This is a genomic window from Clostridium gasigenes, assembly GCF_900104115.1.
GTDB lineage: Bacteria > Bacillota > Clostridia > Clostridiales > Clostridiaceae > Clostridium > Clostridium gasigenes.
This window is the reverse complement of record NZ_FNJM01000007.1, coordinates 135,676-158,900: the sequence shown is the minus strand read 5'-3', so window position 1 is coordinate 158,900 and position 23,225 is coordinate 135,676. Positions and strand designations below refer to the sequence as shown.

The window sequence follows — 23,225 nt, the reverse complement described above, 5'->3', positions numbered from 1 at the left end:
TTTATCCCGATATATAATTAGTTATTATTTTACTGACCCTTGTGTAATTCCTTTTATTATATATTTTTGTACAAAGAAATAGAATATTATCATAGGTATAATAGATAAAACTATTCCTGCCATTGCAAGCTCCCATTGTTTTGAAAAAGCCCCAAAGAAGTTATTCATAGCAAGAGGAATAGTATTTATTTTTCCGTTTATAGTAAGGAATGGTAATAAGAAATCATTCCATATCCATATTCCATTTAAAACTGTAACTGTAACTGTTATTGGTTTTAATAATGGAAAAATTATTTTTCTATAAACTTGAAATTTTGTACATCCATCTATTATAGCTGCCTCTTCTATATCTTTTGGAATTGATTTTATAAATCCGTGGTATAAAAAAATACTCATACTGGATCCAAATCCTATATACATAAAAATTAATCCATATCTGGTTCCTAGCATATTAAAATTTATAGCTTCTATATTCATTTTCCCCATTAATTTAATTAACGGAAGCATAACTGATTGAAATGGTATTATAGTAGCTGCCACAAATGTATAAAATATTATTTTACTCTTTTTGGATTTATCCCTAGCTAAAACCCAAGCTGCCATTGAAGAAAAGAATACTATTAAACCTACACTACATACTATAATTATTACTGAATTGAAAAATGCACTTCCTATATTCATTTTATCTATAGCTTGGAGATAATTTTGGCCTTCTAAAGCTTCTGGAAATCCAGTTGTATTCTTAAATATTTCTCTTCTTGTCTTTAATGAATTTATAGCTATTAAATAAAATGGTGTTAAATATAATATTAAAAATATCCAAGTACAAGCTTCTAGAATCCCTGTTTTAAAATTATAACTTGTTAAAGTCTTTAATTTTTTCTTTTTTTTTGACTTTTTATCTACTTCTATAACATTATTAATCTTATATTCACCCACTACATTTCAACCTCCTTATTCTTAGTAATATAAACTTGAATTAGAGAAACTGCTGTTACAAATATAAAGAATATAATAGCCTTAGCTTGGCCAATACCCATATTATTAGAAACAAATGCTTCTTTATAAATATTTAAGGAAATCATTTCTGTAGTTTTTAATGGTGTTAGTGAAAAATTCAGATCAAAAGTTTTAAATGCATTAGCTATTGTTAAAAACAAACATATAGTTATAGCTGGCATAACCATTGGTATTGTTATATTTTTAAATGATTGAGATTGCGTTGCCCCATCTATAGCTGCTGCTTCTAGTAAATCACTAGGCACATTTTCAAGTGCTGCAATGTATATGACCATTATATACCCTGCATATTGCCAAGCTGATACTATAAGCATTGCAATCATAGCGGTATTACTTTCTTGAAGCATTGATGTTGATAGAATCTTTGACCCCACATTTTCACCAATAGATGTAAACACAGAGTTAAATAAAAATTGCCATATAAAGCCTAGTATAAGTCCACCAATTAAATTTGGCATGAAAAATCCTGTTCTTAGGAAATTCTTAGTCTTTAGATTTCTAGTAACAATATAAGCTAGTACAAATCCAATGATATTTATTGTAACTACACTAGCAATTGTATAAATACAAGTTATTTTAAAAGCATATAAAAATTGTTTATCTTTAATTAATCCCATATAATTTGATATGCCTACAAAATTATATTCTGGATTTGCTCCATTCCAATTAGTAAAAGTATAATATATTCCTATTAGAAAAGGTATTATAACTACCACTGTTAAAGCAAATAAGCAAGGCATAACAAAAATCCAAAAATCTTTTCTTTCTTTGGTTTTATTATTCATATCCACACCTCTCTTCCCTAATCTAAAATCTTAATCTCTATACAATGGAAAATATTACACCCCTAAAATATTACACCCCAGGGGTGTAATATTTTTCATTATTATTTTGCTGTAGTTGCTTGAATTTCTTTTAACATTACTTCTTTATCTATTTCACCCTTAGCAAATTTAGAGAATATTGGTCCTACTTTTTCCATACTAAATCCATCTGGTAAATTAGTAAATGTCCAAGGAAGTGTTTTCTCTGCTTTATTAAACTCAGTTATTGATTTTGCTAATGTATCAGTTGTTTGAACTTTAAAATTAGTAAATGCAGGTATCATCTTCATATCATTAACTAAAGATTTTTGACCTGTTTCACTACTTACCATCCAATTTAAGAATTCTTTTGCTTCAGCATTTGCTTTAGAATCTTTATTAACTGTCCAGTACATTGGAACACCTACTGGAATACTTCCACTTACCTTTGTATCGTTATTAATAGCTAATGGAACAAATCCCATTTCGAAATCTATATCTAACTTAGCTAAATCTCCAGCTACCCAGTTTCCTTGATGTAAGAATGCAGTTTTTCCTAGAGCAAAGTTACCAACTTGATTACTATAATCTATAGTATCTAATGCTGCTCCACCGCTGTTAGTGCAAAGTAATTCAACTAAATTACTCCAGTCTTTAAATATTTTATTATTTACTATATCAGCCTTTCCATCAACAAAATCTTTCATAAATTGTTGTGGATTTTCTTGTGTTGCAAGTGCCATGTTAAATGTGTGATTTCCTGTAACCCAAGTTTCCTTAGTTGTATATGATAAAACATTATCTAGTCCGAGTTCAGCTTTTTTACCATCAATAGTTGCAAAAGCGGCTTTTAATTTGTCAAATGTATCTATTGTAGACGGATCTACTCCAGCTTTATCTAATATACTCTTATTGTATATCAACCCATATCCTTCAGTTGCCGCTGGCATACCATATATTGCGCCATCTTTAGTTACTGTATCTAAAGTTCCTTTAACTGCATTACTAACCCAAGCTTCTTTAGATAAATCATCTACCTTATGTTGCCATACTCCAAGATCACCAACACCTTGTATCATAAATATATCTGGTTCTGTGCCTTTTTGGAATTCAGCCTTTAATGCTGCACCATAATCAGCACCACCACCAACAGATGTTATTTCAACCTTTACTCCAGTTTCCTCTTCATACTTCTTTGCAAGATCTAAAAGCGCATCATTTATTTCAACCTTTAGCTGAAATACTTTTACTACCTTATCCGATTTTTTACTAGAACACCCTGCTAAACAGCCACATAATACTGCAGCAGCTAAAATTGTTGTTAAAACTTTTTTCATAAATACCCCTCCCAAATTTTAATAGATATAAAAAATTATTTAAAATAATTTATTATCTTATAGGAAAATTGTAAACACTATAAATAAACTTTTCCAAACAAATTATAAACTTTACATACTTACTAAAGTTTATCTATAATATCTCATCAAAATACCATTATTATATAATATTTTTTCATCGGTATTTTTATTATAATACTGTAATAAATCCTATATTTTTACATCTAATTTTATATGGAAAGGCAACCAAAATTGGTTGCCTTTCCATAAGGTATTTATATGAATCTACAATTAATTATTCCTAGTAGATTTTATATTCCAAATATCTGAACAATATTCTAATATTGTTCTATCACTTGAAAATATTCCAGCATTGCAAGTATTCTCAAAACATATTTTAGCCCATCTCATTTTATCTGCATAAGCTTCAAATACTTGATCTTCTGCTTTTTTCATACTTTCAAAATCTGCTAAAAGATAATACTGATCATTTTCATTTACTAAAGAATTATATAAATCTTTATAATAGCCCATTCCTTCATCATCAAATGTTCCATCTATTAATGTATCTATAACTCTCTTTAATGATGGATCCTTTTCATAATATTCCTTAGAATTATATTCTGATTTTATTTTTTCTATATCTTCAATTCTTAATCCGAATATAAAGTTATTATCTTCTCCACTTTCTCTTACAATTTCAACATTTGCTCCATCATAAGTTCCAACTGTTGGAGTTCCATTTAACATAAACTTCATATTTCCTGTTCCTGAAGCTTCCTTACCTGCAGTTGATATTTGTTTTGAAACATCTGCAGCTGGGAATAGCTTTTCTGCATAAGAAACTCTATAGTTTTCTACAAATACAACTTTAATTTTTCCATCTATATCTTTATCATTATTTATTAAGTTTGCTATATCATTTGTGAATTTAATTATTCCCTTAGCTCTCTTATAACCTGGGAATGCCTTAGCACCATAAATAAATGTTGATTTTGGAATCTTCATTTCAGGATTTTCTTTTATTCTGTAATATAAATCTAAAATATATAAAGTATTTAGTAATTGTCTCTTATATTCATGTAGTCTTTTTACTTGAATATCAAATAATGAACTTGGATCTACTTCTATTCCATCTACTTCTTTTAGATATTTAGCTAACTGAACTTTCTTCTCATGTTTTATATCCATAAATCTAGTTAATACCGCTTCATCATCTTTAAACTTTTCAAGATCTTTAAGCAATGCTAAATTTTTAACCCAATCTTCATTTCCTAACAGTTCTGTTATTAATGCTGATAATTCTTTATTACAAGATCTAAGCCATCTTCTTTGTGTAATTCCGTTTGTTTTGTTTTGGAATTTGCTTGGATATAATTTATACCAATTGTTAAGCTCTGTATCTTTTAAAATGTCTGTGTGTAATTGAGCAACTCCATTTACTGCAAAACCTATATAAATTGCAAGGTTCGCCATTCTAACTACACCTTTATTTATTATTCTAAATTCATCTATTTCAATTTTGCTATAACCTTTAACTTTAAGCTCTGCTATAAACTTTTCATCTATAACTTTTATAATTTCAAATATTCTTGGGCATATTTTTACTATTAAGCTTCTATCCCACTTTTCTAAGGCTTCTGCTAATATAGTATGGTTTGTATATGCAAATACTTTCTTTGATATTTCAATTGCTTCATCTATTTCCACATTATATTTATCTACTAAAATTCTTATAAATTCTGGTATTGCTAAAACTGGATGAGTATCATTTAATTGAACTGCATGAAGTTTAGCAAACTCTTTAAATTCTTCCCCATGTAAACTCACATGTTTTGAAATTATATCTTGGATTGATGCACTTACTAAGAAGTATTGTTGTTTTAATCTTAAAAGCTTCCCAGCTCTCATATCATCATTTGGGTATAATACTCTTGAAACATCATCAGCTTTATTTTTAAGTTTTATTGATTTAGTATATTTTCCTTCATTAAATGAATTGAAATCAAATTCTTCTATTGCTTCACATTTCCATAATCTTAAAGTATTAATATTATTACTCTTATAACCTATAATCGGTGTATCATAAGGAACTGCTTTTACCTTCATATCTGCAAATTCAACTTCTACTATTTCACGTTCACGTCTAATACTCCAAGGATCACCATAAGTTAACCAGCTATCAGCCTCTTCATATTGGAAACCATTTTCAAATTTTTGCTTAAATAATCCATTTGAATATCTTATTCCATAACCTTGAAGCGGAACTTCCATAGCTGCTGCTGAATCTATAAAGCAAGCTGCAAGTCTTCCAAGACCACCATTTCCAAGAGCTGCATCTTCTTCACTTTCCTCAATTGCATTTATATCAACCCCAAGTTCTTTTAATAACTCTTCTACTTCTTCATATATACCTAAACTTATTAAGTTATTTCCAAGAGCTCTTCCCATTAAGTATTCAGCTGATAAATAATAAGCTTGCTTTCCAGTTGAATAAACTTCTTTTGTATCTTTCCAATTATCTACTACTAATCCCATTAATGAAGTTGATAGAGCTGAGAAAATTTCTCCACCTGTTGCCTCTTCAATTCCTACTCCATATTTGATTTTTAGTTGTTTTTCAATATCATTTTTCATAGCTATTTTATCCATAATTTAAATCCTCCCATATCTTTTTGTTATTTTATATATATTTTTTGCTAATTCAGTACTTAATTCTTCTTCTGTTGCCCGCCACTTCCAGTTTCCACCTAAAGTTGACGGTAAATTTATTCTTGCTTCATTACCAAGATTTAAAAAATCCTGCATTGGCGCAATTGCTAAATAACTAACTGAGCTCCATACACCTCTAATGAATCCAATGTTATATCCTTCTTCATTTGTTAATGGTAAATACTTCTTAGCATTTTTAACTTCATTACTTTGTCCTGTCTTTTCCATCCACCCTTTAAAAGTATCATTATCATGTGTTCCTGTATAAGCAACACATTTCACTGGATAATTATGTGGAAGATAGTCACTATCTTCTTCACCAAATGCAAATTGAAGCACCTTCATACCAGGATATCCAGATTCTTCTTTAAACTTTAAAACCTCTTTAGTTAAAAATCCTAAATCCTCTGCTATAATATTTAAATCTCCCAATTCTTTTTTTATAGCATTAATTAATTTCATTGCAGGTCCTTTGACCCATTTCCCATCTTCAGCTGTTTTATCACCATATGGAACTTCCCAATATGCTTCAAAGCCCCTAAAGTGATCTATTCTAACTACATCATAAAGCTTAAAGCTTTCTTTTATTCTAAGTACCCACCAGCTATAATTATCCTTCTCCATTGCATCCCAATCATATATAGGATTTCCCCATAACTGTCCTGTAATTGAAAATGAATCTGGAGGACAACCGGATACAACTTTTGGCTTCATATTTTTATCCATTTTAAACATTTTAGGATTAGCCCAAATATCGCTACTATCCTCTGCTACATAAATTGGAATATCTCCAATAATAGAAACATTATTTTTGTTTGCATAAACTTTTAATTCTTCCCACTGTTGAAAAAATTTATATTGTATAAAGTTCCAATACTCAATTTCATATTTTAAAATATACTTATATTTTTTCATTGATGAATATTTTCTTATTCTAATATCTTCATCCCATTCTTGCCATGATTTTAAATTAAAATGCTCCTTTATAGCCATATATAAACTGTACTCTTCTAACCAAAACTTATTTTCTTCTTTAAATATTTCAAATTCATTACATCTTACCTTTTCGAAATTATCAAAGGCTATTTTAAAAACCTTTTGTCTTTCTAGAAAAATAATTGAATAATCAATTTTATCGTCTTCTTTTCCAAAGTTTATATTATTATAATCTTCTTCTTTTAATAATCCTTCTTCTTTTAAAAGATTAAAATCTATAAAATGCGGATTACCTGCAAAAGCAGAAAAACATTGATATGGAGAATCTCCATAACTCGTGTGTCCTAGAGGTAATATCTGCCAGTATTTTTGTCCTGCTGTTTTTAAAAAATCTACAAACCTATATGCGTCTTTCCCTATGGAACCGATTCCGAATTTACTCGGCAATGAGGCTATATGCATTAATATCCCACTACTTCTTTCCATTTCACTTTCCCCTTTTTATCATAATTTAGTCTAAAGAAAGCATCCATTTTTCATATGCTTTCTTTAGCCCTTCCTCTGCATAGAATATGTTTATCTAGTTAATATCGTTACAAGAATCTCTTTCAATTAGCTTAGTTTCTAATATTAAATGCTTATTACCGCAGTCACCTTTTAACATATCGAAAAGAACCTTTGTAGTAAACACTGCTATTTCTTTTTTAGGTTGCTCTATTGTCGTAATTGAAGGCGTATAATATTTAGTAATATCCATTCCATCAAAACCCATTAAGGATATCTCTTTTCCTGGTACTAATCCTCTATCGGTTATTGCTTTTGCAGCTCCAACTGCCATAATATCTGATATTGCAAATATAGCAGTAACATTTGGATTATTATTAAGTAATTCCTTAGTTTTAATATAAGATCCTTCGTATCCATATTCTCCATAAATTACGTTATACTCTTTAAACATTATGTTATTATCACCTAATGCTTTAAGGTACCCTTCAAATCTTTTTTTACTTATTCCGCTATCATTTTCATCACCAAGAATTATTGCAATTTCCTTGTGACCTTTCTTTATTAAATAATTTACTCCTGTATAAGCTGACTTAGCATTTTCAATTGTTATTGTAGAAAATGTATCTATATTTTCATCATATACTGTATTTGCTGATGTAAATATTAAAGGAATTTTTAGCCTTTTAAAAGTCTCATTATCTAATCCTTCAATCTGAGCTCCAAGATAAATTAATCCTTGTAATTTACTTTCTTTTATAAACGCTATAATATCATTTAATTCTTCTTTTGAATCACCTAAATCACTTTGATGAAGAACCATAAAATATCCAGCTTTCTCTATATCTTTTCTCATTGTATCTATTATTTCAGAGAAGAAGGGATTAAATACCCCTCTAACTAATACTCCGATGTTTTTTGTATTATTCATTTTTAAAATTCTTGCACTATTATTTGGAACATAGTTATTGTCATCTATAACTTTTTGAACCTTTTCTCTTGTTTTATCACTTACTTGTGAATGATTATTTATAACTCTTGAAACTGTTCCAACTCCAACTCCTGCAAGTTTTGCTATATCATTAATTTGCATAAATTACACCTCTTATTGTATTTTAAACGCTAAGCTCTTATTCTTACTTATTATATTAAAATACCAGTTAATTTATCCTCTCTTTTGTTTCAGCATCGAAGAAATGTAATGCCTCTGAATCAAATCCAAATACATGTTTTTCCCCTACTTCATAATCATAATGACCTGGAACTGTAATTACAAGGTCCTTTCCACTGCTTAACTTAACAAATAAGTTTTTCTCTTTTCCTAAAACTTCTATAACATCAATTACACATTTAAATTGTTCAACATTTTTCCCTGTTATAAATCTTTCAGATCTTACTCCTAAATATATATCCTTTCCGTTATAATCAGTTACTGCTTTTAAATTTTCGCCCTTTTGAGTAATACTAATTAATCCATCTTCTGATATAAACTTATCACCTGATATTTTACCTTTTATTAAATTTATTGTTGGTGACCCTATAAACTTTGCAACAAACATATTTTGAGGTTTTTCATAAAATTCATATGGTTTTCCAACTTGTTGAATTTTACCATCATTCATAAGAACTATTTTAGTTGCCATTGTCATAGCTTCTATTTGGTCATGAGTTACATATATAGATGTAGTTCCTAATGCCTTATGAATTCTAACTAATTCAACTCTCATATGTTCACGAAGTTTCGCATCAAGATTAGATAATGGCTCATCCATTAAGAATACACTAGGCTTTCTAACTATAGCACGGCCCAATGCAACCCTTTGCCTTTGTCCACCAGATATGTCTGATGGCTTTGAATATAAATAATTTTCTATTTGAAGTAATTTAGCAGCTTCCATAACACGTTCATTTATAATATTTTTTCTTTCTTTTCTCATTGATAAAGAAAATGCCATATTATCATAAACTGTCATATGAGGATATAGAGCATATGATTGGAATACCATAGCTATATCTCTATCCTTTGATGCTAATTTATTTACCCTTTTTTCACCAAATACTAAATCACCTTCTGTTATTGAGTTAAGTCCCGCTATCATACGTAATAATGTAGTTTTACCACATCCTGAAGGTCCTAAAATTACGCAAAATTCTTTATCTTCAATTTCTAAATTTATATTTCTTAAAGTAAAATCTTCTCTACTTTCATATTTTTTACCTATATTATTTAATGTTACTTTCATCTCTATCATCCTCCTATTCTATCCTTTTGTAGCTCCATTTGATAAACCTGAAACTAATTGCTTTTGTAATACAATGAATAATATTACTATTGGAATTGCTATTAAAAGCGCTCCTGCTGCAAAAGCTGGTTCATTTAAAGTTCTTTGATCTGTTATTAATGTACGTAAGCCCGCTGCCAAAGTATAGTCTTTTGAAGAATTTAGTAATATCTTCGGTAGCATGTAGTCACCAAAAGGTCCTATGAATGACCATAATGCTATAATTGATAGCATAGGTTTTGCTATAGGCATAATTATTAATCTATATATCTTCATATTAGAACAGCCATCTATTTTAGCTGCATCATCTAGCTCCATAGATATTGAATCTAAATATCCTTTTAATATAATAGTATTACCAGCTATACCGCCGCCTGAATATATAAGGATAAGCATCATTTGTCTTGAAAACACTGGCACTATGTCTGATATAATTGAGGACATTGTGAAAAATGCTGTAAGACCTGCAAATGTTGGTATAGTTTGTACTAACATTACTGTCAATAACGATGCTTTTTTACCTTTAAATCTATATCTTGAATAAGCATAACCAGTAAATGATACCATTACTACTACTATTATAACTGTAGCTATACTAATATATAATGTATTAAATACCCATCTAACATACTCAGTCTCAGCAAATAATAATTTAAAATGTTTTAACGAGAATATAAATTCTCCACCTATTATAATTCTACTTGCTTGCCCACCATTAAATGATGAAACAGCAATTTGAAATATTGGTGCTAATACTATTATAGACCAAATAATTAGAAATACATATGATACACCTAAAGTAATTTTCCCTCCTAAATTAAGAGGTGGCTTATCAGAAAGATATAAGTTATTCTTTTTTCTTTTCTTAAATATCTTTGGTTTTTTTACCTTTTTAGTCTCTATCATACTCATATCTATTACTCCCTCCTAAATGCATCTGTATTTTTATATCCTACATATGCAACACCTATAAGTGCCACTGAAATTATAACTGTAATTGCCGCACCTAATGCTTGATATTGGTTTTCCATAGTTAATTTATATATATAAGTTATTAATAAGTCTGTAGACCCTGCTAAATTTCCATATTTTGTTGGATCAAACGGTCCACCACTATTAAATAAATATATAAGCCCAAAGTTATTGAAGTTAAAAACATATTGACCAACTAATAAAGGTGCTGTTTGGAATAATACTAGTGGTATTGTTATTTTGGTTAGTTTTTTGAAATTTGTAGCACCATCTATATCTGCCGCTTCATAAAGTTCTGAACTAATTGATTGAAGAACACCTGTAGATAGCATGAATACATATGCACTTCCAAGCCAAGATTGCATGCATATTACTGCGATACGTGATACAAACGGATCATTTTTAATAGAGAAGCCTTCTCCAAATATCCCTTGAAAAAAAGTTACTATTGCTCCATTATCTGCCAATAATATACTAAAGAACATTATTGTTAAAAATGATGGTACTGCCCATGGCAATAAGTATATTGTCCTAAATATTGCTCTTCCTTTTATTCTATCATTATTAAGAGTTATAGCTAATATAAATCCTAATCCTATTCCTAAAGTAGATGCCCCTATAGTCCAAATTACTGTCCAACCTAATATTCCCCAGAATATAGAACCTACCATTCCCTGTCCGAGTATTAGCATCTTGTAGTTATCAAATGCGGCCCAGCCAAACTTTGCTTGAGTCTCTGGTCCCATACCTGTAAATGATATAAGTATTGTTGTTACAACTGGAATAAATACAATAAATATTGTAACTATCGCTGCTGGAGATAATACTAAATAAGGGAATCCATCTTCAAACATTATTTGCCTAGTTTCAGTCCAAACCCTATATCTAGTTCCCTTTATAACATCTTTCTCAACAGTATTAACATCTTTAAATGACATATAAATTAACATTAATGCAATTACTACTAAAAATATTGCCAATATTCCTTCAATCATAAAAATTATTGATCTATCAAGTTTTCCTGAATTAGCTGCTAAAGTAACTAATCCTGCAATTCCATCGCCCTTATAATTTCCATAACCTAATGCATATGGTATTGCAGCAGCATATATATATATTGTTATAAAGAACATTATTAGCGATTTCATGTATTGTTTATTAAGCAATTGTCCTAGTCCTGGAACTAAGAAAGTACAATATGAAATTATAGGAAATGTTTTTTCACTCTCTATTGCATATACTCTTCTTAAATCTGAAACATTAACGTTTACTGTATTAATCCTTTGATTAACTACCTTACTAAGTTCATACTTCTTATTTTTAATAATTTCTTTATTATATTTTTTTTCACATTCGAATGATTTTACTAATATGGTTTCATCATATTTCCTATTTAATTCTTCAATTATATTATTTTTTGCTTTTTTAGATATAATTCCATCTTTTTGTTTTATTTTAACTTCTTTTATTCTATCTTCAACCTTTTTCTTTTCCTGTATTTTATATCTTTTAAACTCCTCTCGGAATTTTTTATTTTCAATTTCACTAACATTCATTTTTTTATTTATTGCTTTATTTAAGACTTTAATACTTTCTTTTTCAAATTCAATTACTGCTGGTATTTGCATTATTTCCAGTTTACATTGTTCAGTAATTAGTTCAGCATCATATGTTAAGTCAACGTAATTTTCATAAAACATTTTTATTTCACGAGCCTTAAAAAGTCTTATTTCTAACCTTTTAGCATTTGTTGACAAAGTCTTATCCAGTTTCCCTTTTAATTCTGTGACCTTTTTCTTATTTTCTATTAAAAATAATTTCTCTTTATTTTTATAGTCTACCAATTTTTTATTATATTCATGATTTGATTTATTACCAATTAAGTCTTTTAACTTTTTACTAAGTTGATCTTTTTCATTTCCTGTTGCATCTTCAATTTTTTCTTGCAAAGTCGCAACTTCATATAGGTACATATTTTTTCTATCATATTGCCTATTTATGCTGTCATATAAATATACATCGAATTTTTTCAACCTATTTCCCCCCTTTTTAATTACCTTTAAATACTTCTAAGATTATAAATACATTTTCCTAGGTAACTCATAATTGCAATTAAACCAAAGTAACATATTCCACTCATTATAAAGAATATTGAATAAAATTGCTCTCCTAAACTTGTTAATAAGAATGTTCCTATTGATATTAATGACCATAATACTACATATAATTTATTTACTCTTAACTTTGTAAAAGTAAAATATGCATGAATAGCTATAGCCATTGGTGTTACTGCTCTAACCATAAATATAGAAATATTCATTTGAAGATACTCAGAAAATAATTCTTCTGTTGTTTTCATTAAAAATTCTTGACTAGAGTTTGTGTTAGCTAACCACATATTAAATAATTCCGTGTCCTTTGCTCTAAGTATAATATCTATTGATGTTAACATAATAATCGCTGAACATATTCCTACTATTAAATAAAATATTTTTTTAGGCATCTCTATACTTTCTCTCATATGATTCTCCTTATACTTATAGAAGGGGACCAAGTCCCCTTTTTAATCTTAAGTGTAATTTCAAATTATTGTTTAATTGTACCCATCATAGCATCAAATCCTGCTTTAACTTCATTGTAAGCTGCTTCAGCATTTGCTGGGTTTTTAGCTGACCATGATAGTAATGAATTCTGCCATGTTGCCCAAACTTGTCCATATTCACTGAACAATGGTCTAGCAACAGCATTTTTATATCCTTCATAAGTAGCATCTATAACTTTCTTATCTAATTTATCTATTCCTTCGTAAGCAGAAGGTTCAACATTTTCTAAAACCTTACCAGTAACTTTGAATAATTCTTTAGCGTTAGCTGGGTTAACTAATTCTTTAATAAATGCTGTTGCAACTTCCATCTTAGCTGCATCTTCTTCAACTCTAGCATTTATACCAAGACCCCATCCACCTTTCCAGTGTGTTAATGGTTTTCCGTTAAATGTAATATTTGTTAAAGGTGTAATTTCTATATTGTTTTCATCAGGAATTAACTTTTTAACTGCAGGAGTTCCCCATGGACCATCTATCTTTATAGCATCTGTTCCACCAGTTTTGAATTGTTCATCAATATATCCCCCAGCTGCGTCCTTGTCCCAAAGAGTAGTTTTTCCTTCATTGTGCGCTTTCCAGTAGTTGAATAGTCCTTCAAACATTTTTTGTTGCTCAGAAGTTAATTCTGCCCATGGCTTAGTTGCATCTGATGCAAATTTACCATCAGCATCTTTACTTAAGAATTCGAAATTAGCTGAGTTAGCAATTGCAACTCCAAACCAAGCATCGTGTACTACTGAAAGTAATTGATTATATTTTAAAGTTGTCATTTCAACTGGCTTAGTTGTATCTATTCCAGAAGCTTTAGCATTTGCAACATTCACAAATCCTAATAATGTTTCAATGTTGTATGGGAATGCTAAATATTCTCCATCAACTTTCAAATTTCCACCTAGTCCACCTTTGAAGTCTTTAAATCCTCCAACTTCTTCTGCCATTTTTTCTGTATCAATAGAAGCCAGCACTTGATTTTTTGCTAAACCATATAATCTATCTGCTGGTAATGAAAATACGTCTGCTACATCTTTATTGGTAGCATCTGTTTTATCAATTACATCTAAGTGATCAAAAGAACCTATCTTAACAAATTCTATTTTAGCCTTAGGATATTTTTTTACAACAGTTTCTTTTACTGTTTCATAATAAGGTAACCAAGTTTCTTCTACTTGAACTGATAAAGCAACCTCTTTATTTGCTGCTCCTTCTTCCTTTTTACCTGAAGAACAGCCTATAACACTAAGAGTTGTTGTAGCTATAAGTAATGATACTAATAGTTTTTTCATAACAAATTCTCCCCCATTCAATTTTTTTATTTTAAAAGTTAATTTAACTTCTAAATACTGTCTAAAACCTTTACTTTATAGTATATATTAAAAATAAAGAGGTTATTTAATCTTTCGGAAACCTTTCCATATGAAATTAAATAACCTCTTTGTTTTTATTAGCTTTCCATAAGTTAAATATGATTTTAAATTCTGTTGCTTCATTAAAGTTTGTTATATCATAATTAACTATTTTTTTAATTTTATCTATTCTATAAAACAATGTATTTCTATGAATATACAGCTTCTCTGATGCATTACTAACACTAAGCCCTTCTTTTAGAAATACTTCTATTGTCTTTATTAAATCATCATCTAACTTTGATAGTTTTTTGTTGTAGTCATTATATATTTTTTTCTTTTCTACTTCACTAATTGACTCTAATGCTCTTTCTAAAATTAATTCATTTTCCTTATATACTTTTACTTTAAGTTTATATTTCATACATAGATTAATATTTACCTTTAAATAATCAAATTTTTCTTTTAAATCTAATACTCCTTTTGTAATACCATAGCTTGTATAATAATCTATATTGGGATTTGTATCTATTATTTCTCTAATGGAATTTAAATACTTGTCCATATTTTCATCATTAACTAAAACAACTATATACTTATCTAGCGATACTAATATTTCTTCGCTTTGTATCTTCTTATCTAATAGTATGTTAAACATTTCATCTTTATCACTTATTCCATATATTAAAATTATATTAGTTGGAATACTTCTTATAGGGCATTCTAACATTCCATCACAAAAACTTTTCCCAATTAATATATCCTGTATGATCTCTTCTTTTGACTTTATAGTGTCTTTAAGCTTTTCTTTTATACAATATTTTAAAAGTCCAATACAATTTTTAAATTCCATACTAGTTTCTATTATTAAGTTATTACCTTTTGTTTCTAACTTAGTTTCTATAGTTTTCTCACCTGTATCTTCTAGTAAATTTATTAATATATGTCCATTTTCATCTTTTACTCTAAATGGAATATCTATATCTATATCTTTTTCTATTTCTTTTAAAGAATATTTAAAGCTATTCATAAATTCACCTTCTTTATAATATTAACTTCATTAAACTAAACCATTACATCTTTTTGGTACCGATTCCAATTTTGAAAACAAACACACCTTTTCTTTTTTATAATTACTTGTAGTCATTTACTTTATATTTGAATTATACTCCTGAAAACGTTTTTGTTCAATAGTAACATCATACAATTTAACCATATATTTTTTGTATACTTTTACAAGCACTCCTAATTACGATAATTTTAATATAAGCATCTTCAAATAAATAATTACTTATATAACAATTTACTTAGTCATATAAAAAATAAACAGTAAATAGAATAAATCTACCTACTGTTTTCATACTTTTTTTAAATTTATTAAATCTAAAATTTCTTCTCCATATCTTTCAAATTTCTTTTCTCCCATTCCCCTTATTGCCATAAGTTCTTCCTTGTCCTTAGGCTGTTTATTCGATAACTCTATAAGGGTAGAATCTGAGAATATAATATATGGTTTTATTTTTTCTTTATAAGCTTTTTCTTTTCTCCATAATTTAAAGTTTTGGAATAACTCTTTATCTAAAATTTGCTCTTCCACATCTTCTTCTAGCTTACAAATCACTTTTTCCTGTGACTTCAAAACTTTTATTGATTTAGGATTTAATTTTAGCATAGAATAAGTTCCATCTCTTAACCCTACATATCCAAGGTCTATTAATGTTTTAATTAAATCTCTAATAAATTTATTATTATACTCCTTCATTATTCCATAGGTAGTTAACTCATCTAATTTATTTTGAATTATTTTAGGGCCTCTAAATCCCCTTAAGATATCTATTAAAACTGATATTCCAAAATTTTCTCTTGTTCTATAAACACAAGATAATATCATTTGAGTTTCCCTTGTATAATCCCTAAGCTCATCATTTTTCAAACAATTGCTACAGTTATTACAATAATCATTAAACTTCTCTTCTCCAAAATATTTTAATATAAAACTTCTATAACAATCCTTAGTTTCACAAAAATCTATCATACCTTGAATTTTCATAAGATCTATTTGTCTTCTACCTATACTGGTAGTTGAATTTATCATATACTCTAAAGTTCTTATATCCCGTCTTGAATAAAGCAAGTGGCATTTTGCGACCCCTCCATCTCTTCCAGACCTTCCTATTTCTTGATAATAACATTCTATATTTTTAGGTAAAGTAAAGTGAATTATGTACCTAACATTTGATTTGTCTATTCCCATTCCAAATGCACTAGTGGCTATCATAACATTTATGTTTTCATTTAAGAATTCTTCCTGCCAATATTTCTTTTCTTCATCTTTAATGCCCCCATGATACTTCCCAACATTATATCCATTCTCTTTTAAATATTCATATAAAGCATCCACTTCTTTTCTTGTCAAACAATATATTATTCCAGATTCCTCTTCTTTTTCCCTAATCATATCCTTAACAAATTCCAATTTATCCTCTTCGATGTGTACATTAATAGATAAATTATCCCTATTAAAACTTCCTAAATAGGTATATGTATTAGAAAGTTCCAATAATTTAATTATGTCTTTTCTTACTTCCATAGTTGCAGTGGCTGTAAAAGCTGTTACTATTGGTCTATTTTCTAAACTCCTAATAAATGGTGCTATGTTTGTATAACTTTTTCTAAAATCATGTCCCCACATAGAAACACAATGAGCTTCATCAACTGCAACTTGACTTATAGTTATCCTTCTAAGCATTTTAATAAAATAATTATTTTCAAGCCTTTCAGGTGCAATATATAAAAGTTTAACATCACCTTTATAACATCTTTCAAAAATACATTTTATTTCATCTAAGTTTTGAGTGCTATTTATATATTCTGCATTAATTCCTATATCATTGACATTATCAACTTGATCCTTCATTAATGATATAAGAGGAGATATTACTAAAGTTATCCCACTAAATATAGCTGCTGGAATCTGATAGCATACAGATTTTCCGCCACCAGTTGGCATAATAGCAAAACTATCTCTTCCCCTCATTATATTTGAAATTATTTCTTGTTGTCCTTCCCTAAAAGAACTATACCCAAAATACTTTTTTAAAATTTCTATAGGACTAGTCACGTATTACTCCCCTCCTTATAATATCTATTATTCCTTTAATCTATTATAATAAATTATAACATAATAGATTAATAATTATAATATTCCCTCTTTATATAGATATACATATAATTAATTTATTTTGTGATTGTTCCTATTCATATTCCCTTTGATTATTTTTTATTTAGATTGTACTTATTAATATATTTCCTTTTTTTCTTCTTAGTATTATGTTTTATTTAAATGTTGTTACTGATTATTTAATGTTATTTATGTCAACAATCATTTATGAGGTGATATATTTTGTTGCAAAATTTTTTCAATCAAGTTACTGATAAAGATAATAATAAAATAGATAATAATTTAGAGAAACTAAATATTGTGGATTTATATAATAAAAAAAAAGAATCTATTACATGTTGTCCTCGCTGTGAGTCTACATATTTTATAAAACATGGAACTTATAAAGGACTTCAACGATTTAAATGTAAAAATGAAGAATGTTCTTGCACTTTTTCCGTTACTACAAACTCACCTTGGAGCTATTCTAAAAAAAATATCAATTTATGGATTAAATATTTAGAATTGATGATGGAAGGAAGATCTATTCGTTATTGTGCTAAATATCTTAAAATAAATATTGCAACTTCATTTTACTGGAGGCATAAGATTTTATTTGCGCAAAATTCATTTGTTGAGCCTAAAATATTAACTGGCTGTGTAGAAATGTTCAAAGTGAACTTCAAACAAAACTTTAAAGGATGCAGAAATATTCCCCCTCACTTTCTTCGTAATAGGCAAACTATTTGGGTAGCTTCAGCTATAGATGTTAATAATAATATATTGTCTAGACCTATTTCTCAAGGTTATTTTGATTATGCCTTCGTTGAAAAATCTTTCTACTCTAAAATAGATGAAAATGCTTTTATAAACATTTATACAGATACTAACTTATGTTACCTTGCAAGGAAACATAATAAAAATTTAACGCCTTGTACATCTAAAAATGATCTTATAATTAAATCATTTGGTGTCAATATAAAAAGATGGCTTTATATATTTAGAGGAATTGCTACTAAATATCTATGGTCTTATTTGAGTTGGTACATAATCCTTTTTAAAAATATTCATCATGACATAGTCAAATTAATAAAATTATTAACCTTAGAAAATACTTTTAAATCCAATAAAAACTTCATAAAAACCGAAGTTTGCATTCTCTAAATATAATCGCCTTATTTTATATATTGCTTCTAAAATTTCTATTTCTATTTCTATTTCTATTTCTATTTCTATTTCTATTTCTATTTCTATTTCTATTTCTATTTCTAATATATTATAAATAGAAATAATTACTTATAACAACATTATTATAAAACAGATCCCTATAGAGTAATTTAGGTTATATGTTACACTCTTAATTATTTGCAAATTTAATTTAATAAAAACTTAAGTAATTAGATTTGAACTGTACCTTTTTTAAGTAAAGTTCAAATCTAACTACACTTGTTGCTTTATATTTTAATTTAATATTTTTCCTCTTATGTGTATTAATTTATTTTCTTTCAGCTCCCTAAATATATCTACCTTTTAAATATATATGATATTTTCCCCATAGCTTCTAATTTTTTATTATTTATAAGGGAAATTTCATCTATTAAAGAGTTTTTTAAAGATATTAGTCCCTGTTTTTTGTCCATCTTTTCATAAGCTAGTTCTTTGCTTACACCCATAGTCATTATTGCAATTAGCACGGCTTGTACTTTTTCTGCATTTGTTCTGGCTACTGCCACCCCCACTGAAATTAACCCACCTAATAAACTATCCACTCCAACTACTCTATCAAATTCATTATTTCCATTATTAATAAAAAACTCACTAAATCCATCAGTTATATAATCTTCATTTCCTGTTGCTATTAATATGCTTTTATATTTTTTAGAAAACTCTCTCATTTGTTCTCTAATTTCATAATCATCTTTTATAGTATTTTTAACAAATTCTTCATTTTCATTATTTCTATTTTGTTCTTTAGATTCTATAATTTCTTTGTGTTCTTTATTTTTCTTAGGCTTTTTCTCTAGTAATGCTTTAATTTCTGATACATTGCCCTTTATAACATCTATTTTATATCTGGTTAAGAACACCAAAGCTATTTCTCTCCTAAAAAAAGAAATATCAACTCCTATAGCATCTAAAACTATAGGTTTATTTTTTTTTGAAGCTATTCTAATAGATTTCTCCATAGCCTCAACCCTACTACTATCTAATGTTCCAAGATTAATTAGTAACGCATTAGCGCTAGCTGTTATTTCTCCTACTTCATCAATGCCAGGTGCCATAATTGGTTTCCCATTATAACTTAAAATTCCCTGTGCTAAATCATTCATAGTAACCATACTTGAAATACAATGTATAAGAGGTTGCTTTTCCTTCTGTAAATTTAGAACTTCAGTCAATGCCTCTATACTTATTTTCATATTTTTTTATCCTTTCTTTGAATAAAAACTAACTTTATTGTATATTATTCTACATATTCACTAATTGTGTTATTCTTATATTTTTTTATTTGTATATATTTGATAAAAAGAAAAAAAGTATAGTCAATAACTATACTTTCAATTATTACTGTTTATTTTCTTAATAGTCATTAATATAAGTAATAATGACATTATTGTTATTCCAATCCTTATAAAGTTTTCTTGAATATTGATTACATCATAACTTATTAATGATTCTAAAGCTATGGATGGTATTTTTCCAAATAGTGTGGCTATAGTGAATAGCTTTATATTAATATTACTTATTGAAGATGCTAATGTTATAAATCCTGATGGTATAAATGGAACTAAACGTCCTTCAAATATTAATAAAGCTGTTTTATTACCACTGCTTTCTACTATTCTCCCCACTAATTTATATTTATTAGTAATATTTTCTGCACCTTTCTTAAATCCATTTCTATAAACAATAAAAGTTATATATGCTCCTACTGTTTCACCAATTAATGAAATAAGAAAACCTATAGTAGGACCAAAAAAAATTATGTTTGCCCCTGTTACAAATATTGATGGTACCACTCCAACTAATGCTATTATTATACTTAATAATAGTGAAATAGGTATTGATAACATACTGTACTCTCTAAATATATTTACTACGTTTTCTATATTTAACATCTATCATTTCGCTCCCACTAACTAATGCATTTTTAGGCCACCCTATTTTTTCCCATTTTTTGTTAGGTTTATAACTATAACCTTCTTTATTTCATCTATTTCCTTAATCTTATCTAATGTAATATTAGATATTTCATAATCTACTTCAAATACCATTGTTGCTTCTTTCCCCTTTTGATTTCTAAAAACCTTCATAAATGCTATATTTACATTATCCTCATATAAAAATTTAGTAACCTTTGATACAGCTCCTGGTACATCTTTATGTGAAATAATTACTGTAGGATAATTCCCAGTAAATTCTACTTTATTTCCATTAACTTCGCTAATTTGAATGCTTCCTCCTCCTATAGAAGAACCCACAACATCACTTTTTTTTCCATCTTTACATTTAATTAAAAACTTAACTGTATTAGGATGCTCATCTCCTAAGTCATATTCCTTAAATTCAAATTTCAAACCTTGCTCGCTTCCTATTTCTAAAGCATTTCGGAGGTTTATATCCGAAGGTTCCATCCCTAATATTCCAGCTACTAAAGCTCTATCCGTTCCATGTCCTTTATAAGTTTTTCCAAATGATCCGTGTAATAAAAATGTTACTTCTTCAATTTCTCCATCTGCTATTACCATTGCAACTTTGCCAAGTCTTGCAGCACCTGCTGTATGAGATGAAGAAGGACCAATCATTATAGGTCCTAATATATCAAAAACGCCAAAATTTTTCATAATTTTTCTCCTCCTTAGAGATCTAACATTTAAATAAACTACTAATATTTATAAAAGATACTCCCGCCAGTAAATTCTCTTAAAATACTATTTCCTGGGACATATTCTTTATCTATTTCCTTGAAAAACCCTAAAAATGACTTTAATCTCTTTGCTTCTAAATATACTGGACTTTCAGGTTTTATTTTTTCAAGCTCTTGAAGTGCATATTTTTTTAATACGCATAACTCATAAACCAAGGTAGAATTAAACATTACATCCGCCTCTTCCTGATAGATAAATATATTTTTTTGTTCTCCTCTTTTTATAGATGGCCACATAATTAATGTTTGCTCTGCTCCATAATCTCTTGATAAATAATCTCTAACAATTCTTCTGAGTCTTCTAATATCAGTAGTTGCAATTCTATTATGATTATCTAAATTTAATTGTGTTAATGCTGATATATATATTTTAAATTTATTCTTATCATCTACAGCACTTGTTAATATAGGATTTAATCCATGAATCCCTTCTATTATAACTATCCCATTTGGAGGTAGTTTTAATTTTTCTTTAGGCCACTCTCTTTCACCTTTTTTAAAATTATATCTTGGTATTTCAACTTCTTCTCCACCCAATAATATATTTAAATGTTCATTAAATAATTTTAAATCTAATGCATAAATACTTTCAAAATTTAATTCACCATTTTCATCTGTTGGTGTGTCATCCCTATTAACAAAGTAATCATCTAAAGATATTCTTATAGGAATAAATCCATTTACTCGGAGCTGAACTCCTAGTCTATTTGCAAAAGTAGTTTTTCCTGAAGAACTGGGTCCTGCAATTAAAACTACCCTAGTTTCACTTTTAATTTTAATCATATCTGCTATATATGCTATTTTCTTTTCATGAAGAGCTTCTGAAACCATAATTAAATCATTTAATTCGCTACTTTCAACCTTATCATTTAAAGATCCAACCTCTCCTACCCCCAAAATATTTAGCCATTTTTCTGTTTCTAAAAATATTTGGGATAATTTTTTATGATCTTTATATGGTGGTAATTTATCAAGATCACTTTCCATAGGATTTTCCAATACAAATCCTGGCTCATATTCAGTTAAGTTAAAAGCTCTTATAAATCCGGTTGAATATGCCATTTGACCATAAAAATAATCATATCTTCCATCTAGTTCATATAAGTTAACAGTTTCAAAATCTACATGATTTAATAAGGAAACCTTATCTTCCATCCCATAACTTTTAAATATTCTTATGGCTTCTTCTCTTTTAACCTTAATTTTATTAATAGGAATATCTTTTTGTATTATATCTTTCATTCTCGCCTTTATTTTTTCTATATCCTTGCCACAAAGAGCTTCTTCCTTGTGTATTTCACCAAATAACCCCTTACTTATGCTATGTTCTATTGTTATTTTAGAATTTGGAAAAATATCTAAACTAGCCTTTATAAATATGAACTGAAGAGTCCTTGAATATATTTTCATACCAATAGGACTATTAATTTTTATAAATTCTAACTCTCCACTTACTTTTACTTCCTTAGCTAATTCGTAATATTTTTCATTTAATCTACACAATGCAATATTATGATAATTTTCACTAGTATACTCTTTTATAAGTTCTTTAAATATAATATTTTTTTTCACCTCTAATTTTTCATCTTTATACATTATATTAAAACTGTCCACCTGATTTCC

18 protein-coding genes are annotated in these 23,225 nt (G+C 28.1%); 1 reads left to right on the top strand and 17 read right to left on the bottom strand.

The genetic code is table 11. From position 1 onward, the window contains the following. Window positions 1–24: 24 nt before the first annotated feature. The 13 genes from BLS77_RS12715 to recQ form a co-directional block, all read right to left on the bottom strand. Window positions 25–939, bottom strand: coding sequence for a carbohydrate ABC transporter permease (locus tag BLS77_RS12715; RefSeq protein WP_089970436.1), 915 nt, complete (start codon window positions 937–939; stop codon window positions 25–27). Then, window positions 939–1,805 (bottom strand): carbohydrate ABC transporter permease, encoded by an 867-nt coding sequence (locus tag BLS77_RS12710; RefSeq protein ID WP_089970433.1) that lies wholly within the window; start codon window positions 1,803–1,805, stop codon window positions 939–941. Before BLS77_RS12710 ends, BLS77_RS12715 begins: the two co-directional genes overlap by 1 nt. Before the next feature lie 101 nt (window positions 1,806–1,906). Continuing rightward, entirely contained in the window at window positions 1,907–3,160 is a 1,254-nt protein-coding gene (locus BLS77_RS12705; protein ID WP_089970430.1) for an ABC transporter substrate-binding protein, read from the bottom strand. Window positions 3,161–3,451: 291 nt separating this feature from the next. Continuing rightward, window positions 3,452–5,812 carry a glycogen/starch/alpha-glucan phosphorylase gene (locus BLS77_RS12700; protein ID WP_089970426.1) on the bottom strand — a complete coding sequence of 787 codons (2,361 nt, stop codon included), beginning with the start codon at window positions 5,810–5,812 and terminating at the stop codon, window positions 3,452–3,454. A gap of 3 nt (window positions 5,813–5,815) precedes the next feature. Next, window positions 5,816–7,294, bottom strand: coding sequence for a 4-alpha-glucanotransferase (malQ, locus tag BLS77_RS12695; RefSeq protein WP_089970424.1), 1,479 nt, complete (start codon window positions 7,292–7,294; stop codon window positions 5,816–5,818). A gap of 94 nt (window positions 7,295–7,388) precedes the next feature. Next, a complete protein-coding gene (locus tag BLS77_RS12690) occupies window positions 7,389–8,405 on the bottom strand; it encodes a LacI family DNA-binding transcriptional regulator (protein WP_089970420.1) in 1,017 nt (338 codons plus the stop codon). Between the two features lie 67 nt (window positions 8,406–8,472). Continuing rightward, entirely contained in the window at window positions 8,473–9,555 is a 1,083-nt protein-coding gene (locus BLS77_RS12685; RefSeq protein WP_089970418.1) for an ABC transporter ATP-binding protein, read from the bottom strand. A gap of 18 nt (window positions 9,556–9,573) precedes the next feature. Beyond that, complete coding sequence (locus BLS77_RS12680; RefSeq protein ID WP_242873982.1) at window positions 9,574–10,506, bottom strand: sugar ABC transporter permease; 933 nt, start codon at window positions 10,504–10,506, stop codon at window positions 9,574–9,576. A 5-nt stretch (window positions 10,507–10,511) separates the two neighbouring features. Continuing rightward, window positions 10,512–12,599 carry an ABC transporter permease subunit gene (locus BLS77_RS12675; protein ID WP_089970417.1) on the bottom strand — a complete coding sequence of 696 codons (2,088 nt, stop codon included), beginning with the start codon at window positions 12,597–12,599 and terminating at the stop codon, window positions 10,512–10,514. Between the two features lie 26 nt (window positions 12,600–12,625). Further along, window positions 12,626–13,087, bottom strand: coding sequence for a hypothetical protein (locus tag BLS77_RS12670; protein ID WP_089970415.1), 462 nt, complete (start codon window positions 13,085–13,087; stop codon window positions 12,626–12,628). A 65-nt stretch (window positions 13,088–13,152) separates the two neighbouring features. Continuing rightward, window positions 13,153–14,454 carry a sugar ABC transporter substrate-binding protein gene (locus BLS77_RS12665; RefSeq protein WP_089970413.1) on the bottom strand — a complete coding sequence of 434 codons (1,302 nt, stop codon included), beginning with the start codon at window positions 14,452–14,454 and terminating at the stop codon, window positions 13,153–13,155. Between the two features lie 136 nt (window positions 14,455–14,590). Then, on the bottom strand, window positions 14,591–15,544 hold the full coding sequence (locus BLS77_RS12660; RefSeq protein ID WP_089970412.1) for a PucR family transcriptional regulator: 954 nt from the start codon (window positions 15,542–15,544) through the stop codon (window positions 14,591–14,593). Between the two features lie 327 nt (window positions 15,545–15,871). Then, complete coding sequence (gene recQ, locus BLS77_RS12655; RefSeq protein ID WP_089970409.1) at window positions 15,872–17,635, bottom strand: DNA helicase RecQ; 1,764 nt, start codon at window positions 17,633–17,635, stop codon at window positions 15,872–15,874. A gap of 282 nt (window positions 17,636–17,917) precedes the next feature. Between recQ and BLS77_RS12650 the strand changes: the two genes are divergently transcribed. After that, window positions 17,918–18,838 carry an IS1/IS1595 family N-terminal zinc-binding domain-containing protein gene (locus BLS77_RS12650; RefSeq protein ID WP_089970405.1) on the top strand — a complete coding sequence of 307 codons (921 nt, stop codon included), beginning with the start codon at window positions 17,918–17,920 and terminating at the stop codon, window positions 18,836–18,838. A gap of 359 nt (window positions 18,839–19,197) precedes the next feature. Here BLS77_RS12650 and thiM read toward each other — a convergent pair whose 3' ends face one another. The 4 genes from thiM to BLS77_RS12630 form a co-directional block, all read right to left on the bottom strand. Next, the gene (thiM, locus tag BLS77_RS12645) at window positions 19,198–20,094 is read right to left on the bottom strand and encodes a hydroxyethylthiazole kinase (RefSeq protein WP_089970400.1); all 897 of its coding nucleotides are present in this window, start codon (window positions 20,092–20,094) and stop codon (window positions 19,198–19,200) included. 138 nt (window positions 20,095–20,232) lie between these two features. Further along, on the bottom strand, window positions 20,233–20,793 hold the full coding sequence (locus tag BLS77_RS12640; protein WP_089970397.1) for a TVP38/TMEM64 family protein: 561 nt from the start codon (window positions 20,791–20,793) through the stop codon (window positions 20,233–20,235). Window positions 20,794–20,835: 42 nt separating this feature from the next. Further along, window positions 20,836–21,519, bottom strand: coding sequence for an L-serine ammonia-lyase, iron-sulfur-dependent subunit beta (sdaAB, locus tag BLS77_RS12635; RefSeq protein WP_089970394.1), 684 nt, complete (start codon window positions 21,517–21,519; stop codon window positions 20,836–20,838). Window positions 21,520–21,560: 41 nt separating this feature from the next. Beyond that, window positions 21,561–23,198 (bottom strand): nucleoside kinase, encoded by a 1,638-nt coding sequence (locus BLS77_RS12630; protein WP_089970466.1) that lies wholly within the window; start codon window positions 23,196–23,198, stop codon window positions 21,561–21,563. Between the last annotated feature and the right edge of the window lie 27 nt (window positions 23,199–23,225).

What these genes read in the sequence shown, in the direction of transcription:
- BLS77_RS12710 (WP_089970433.1), bottom strand. Translation starts at nt 1,805, where the DNA reads ATGAATAATAAAACCAAAGAAAGAAAAGATTTTTGGATTTTTGTTATG.
- BLS77_RS12705 (WP_089970430.1), bottom strand. Translation starts at nt 3,160, where the DNA reads ATGAAAAAAGTTTTAACAACAATTTTAGCTGCTGCAGTATTATGTGGC.
- BLS77_RS12700 (WP_089970426.1), bottom strand. Translation starts at nt 5,812, where the DNA reads ATGGATAAAATAGCTATGAAAAATGATATTGAAAAACAACTAAAAATC.
- malQ (WP_089970424.1), bottom strand. Translation starts at nt 7,294, where the DNA reads ATGGAAAGAAGTAGTGGGATATTAATGCATATAGCCTCATTGCCGAGT.
- BLS77_RS12690 (WP_089970420.1), bottom strand. Translation starts at nt 8,405, where the DNA reads ATGCAAATTAATGATATAGCAAAACTTGCAGGAGTTGGAGTTGGAACA.
- BLS77_RS12685 (WP_089970418.1), bottom strand. Translation starts at nt 9,555, where the DNA reads ATGAAAGTAACATTAAATAATATAGGTAAAAAATATGAAAGTAGAGAA.
- BLS77_RS12680 (WP_242873982.1), bottom strand. Translation starts at nt 10,506, where the DNA reads ATGAGTATGATAGAGACTAAAAAGGTAAAAAAACCAAAGATATTTAAG.
- BLS77_RS12670 (WP_089970415.1), bottom strand. Translation starts at nt 13,087, where the DNA reads ATGAGAGAAAGTATAGAGATGCCTAAAAAAATATTTTATTTAATAGTA.
- BLS77_RS12665 (WP_089970413.1), bottom strand. Translation starts at nt 14,454, where the DNA reads ATGAAAAAACTATTAGTATCATTACTTATAGCTACAACAACTCTTAGT.
- BLS77_RS12660 (WP_089970412.1), bottom strand. Translation starts at nt 15,544, where the DNA reads ATGAATAGCTTTAAATATTCTTTAAAAGAAATAGAAAAAGATATAGAT.
- thiM (WP_089970400.1), bottom strand. Translation starts at nt 20,094, where the DNA reads ATGAAAATAAGTATAGAGGCATTGACTGAAGTTCTAAATTTACAGAAG.
- BLS77_RS12640 (WP_089970397.1), bottom strand. Translation starts at nt 20,793, where the DNA reads ATGTTAAATATAGAAAACGTAGTAAATATATTTAGAGAGTACAGTATG.
- sdaAB (WP_089970394.1), bottom strand. Translation starts at nt 21,519, where the DNA reads ATGAAAAATTTTGGCGTTTTTGATATATTAGGACCTATAATGATTGGT.
- BLS77_RS12630 (WP_089970466.1), bottom strand. Translation starts at nt 23,198, where the DNA reads ATGTATAAAGATGAAAAATTAGAGGTGAAAAAAAATATTATATTTAAA.